Genomic DNA, 2,197 nt, shown 5'->3' with positions numbered 1-2,197 from the left:
AACGGAGTTCCACCATGCCCGCCGACTGACCGACTGACCGACTGACCGACTGACCGACTCGCTGACCGACTTGACCGACTGACTGACCGCCGCCGTCGTCAAGCGCGCCCCCGCCGTCACCCCCGGTACGTCTCCAGCAGCCGCAGCCACACCTCGCTGATCGTCGGGAACGACGGCACCGCGTGCCACAGCCGGTCGATCGGGACCTCGCCCGCGACCGCGATCGTCGCCGAGTGCAGCAGTTCGCTGACGGCGGGCCCCACGAAGGTCACGCCGAGCAGGACCTCCCGGTCCAGGTCGACGACCATCCGGGCGTGGCCCCGGTAGCCCTGGGCGTAGAGGCCCGCGCCGCCGACCGCGCCGATGTCGTAGTCCACGGCCCGTACGCGGTACCCGGCGCGCTCCGCCTCCGCGAGGTTCAGCCCGACCGCCGCCGCCTCCGGGTCGGTGAAGACCACCTGCGGCACGGCCGCGTGGTCGGCGGTGGCGCTGTGCGCGCCCCAGCGGTCGGTCTCCAGCAGCGGCACGCCCTGGGCGCGGGCCGCGATGGCCGCGCCTGCGATGCGCGCCTGGTACTTGCCCTGGTGGGTGAGGAGGGCGCGGTGGTTGACGTCCCCGACGGCGTAGAGCCAGTCGGTCCCCTTGACCAGGCAGCTGTCGTCCACGTCCAGCCAGCCGCCGTCCTTCCGGCCGACGCTCTCCAGGCCGATGTCCTCGGTGCGCGGGGCGCGGCCGGTCGCGAAGAGGACCTCGTCCGCCTGCACGCTGCTGCCGTCGCCGAGGACGAGGGTGACGGGGCCGGTCGCGCCGCCCGGGCGGTCCACGGCCTCGACGGTGACGCCGAGGCGGACGTCGGCGCCCGCCTCCTTCAGCGCCGCCACGACGTGCTCGCCGACGAACGGCTCCATACGCGGCAGCACGCCCTGGTCGCGGACGAGCAGGGTGACCCGGGAGCCGAGGTTCTGCCAGGCGGTCGCCATCTCGACGCCGACGACACCGCCGCCGACGATCGCGAGGCGTTCGGGGACCTCGCGGGCGCTGGTGGCCTCGCGGCTGGTCCAGGCGCGGGCGCCGGCCAGACCGGGCAGGTCCGGCAGGACGGCGCGGCTGCCGGTGGCGACGACGACGGCGTGGCGCGCGGTGAGGAGGTGGTGCTCGCCCTCGGGGCCGTCGACCACGACGGACTTCGGGCCGTGGAGGCGGCCGCGGCCACGGTAGACGCGGGCGCCGACGGAGTCGAGCCAGGCCGCCTGGCCGTCGTCCGTCCAGTTGCCGACCTCCTCGTCCCGGCGGGCGAGCACGGCGGCCGCGTCGAGCGGTCCCTGCACGGCGGCGCTCAGGCCGGGGACCCGGCGGGCGTCGGCCCGGGCGATGGCCGGGCGGAGCAGCGCCTTGCTGGGGACGCAGGCCCAGTACGAGCACTCGCCGCCGATCAACTCGCTCTCCACCACGGCGGTGCTGAGCCCGGCCGCCCGGGTGCGGTCCGCCACGTTCTCGCCCACGGGACCCGCGCCGAGCACCACCACGTCGTACTCCACAGCTTCAGTCATACGGTCAGTCTGCTGTGGGGTGTGCGACCCGGCCACATGGGCAGGGGCTGGAATAGCCAGGCCCCGGGCGCCGTTGTGCGGGGCGAGCCCACCGGACGTCCAGGACGCCGAGGAAGAGGTACGCAGGTCATGAGCACCCTTGAGCTGACCAAGGAAAACTTCGATCAGGTCGTCAACGAGAACGACTTCATCCTCATCGACTTCTGGGCGTCCTGGTGCGGCCCCTGCCGCCAGTTCGCCCCCGTGTTCGAGGGTGCGTCGGAGCGGCACCCGGACCTGGTCTTCGCCAAGGTCGACACGGAGGCGCAGCAGGAGCTGGCGGCGGCCTTCGAGATCCAGTCCATCCCGACGCTGATGATCGTGCGGGACAACGTGGCGGTGTTCGCCCAGCCCGGCGCGCTCCCCGAGTCCGCGCTGGAGGACGTGATCGGCCAGGCGCGGGAGCTGGACATGGACCAGGTCCGCAAGTCGATCGAGGACGCGCAGAAGAAGGCGGAGGGTGCGGGGGGCGAGGGCCAGGCTTCGGCCTGAGCCGCCCGCGCCCGGAGCCGGCGGCGCCCGGACCCGCCCCCTCGGCCGGGGGGGGGCGCCGCGGGGGGGCGCGGCCGCCGGGCCGGGGGGGGCGGCGCCGCGGGGGGGGGGGGGGC

Annotated in this window: 2 protein-coding genes; one reads left to right on the top strand and one right to left on the bottom strand. The window is 74.9% G+C overall.

The annotated features are described in order from the left end of the window. Window positions 1–116: 116 nt before the first annotated feature. Window positions 117–1,550, bottom strand: a complete 1,434-nt coding sequence (locus ABZ457_RS30610) for an NAD(P)/FAD-dependent oxidoreductase (RefSeq protein ID WP_359164336.1) — start codon at window positions 1,548–1,550, stop codon at window positions 117–119. 129 nt (window positions 1,551–1,679) lie between these two features. Here ABZ457_RS30610 and trxA point away from each other — a divergent pair, with 129 nt between their 5' ends. Continuing rightward, window positions 1,680–2,081 (top strand): thioredoxin, encoded by a 402-nt coding sequence (trxA, locus tag ABZ457_RS30605; protein WP_359164333.1) that lies wholly within the window; start codon window positions 1,680–1,682, stop codon window positions 2,079–2,081. Window positions 2,082–2,197 lie beyond the last annotated feature (116 nt).

Source organism: Streptomyces sp. NPDC005805, assembly GCF_040630445.1.
Taxonomy (GTDB): Bacteria; Actinomycetota; Actinomycetes; order Streptomycetales; family Streptomycetaceae; genus Streptomyces.
Note: the sequence above shows the minus strand (reverse complement) of the source record. Positions and strands in the feature narration are given on the sequence as shown.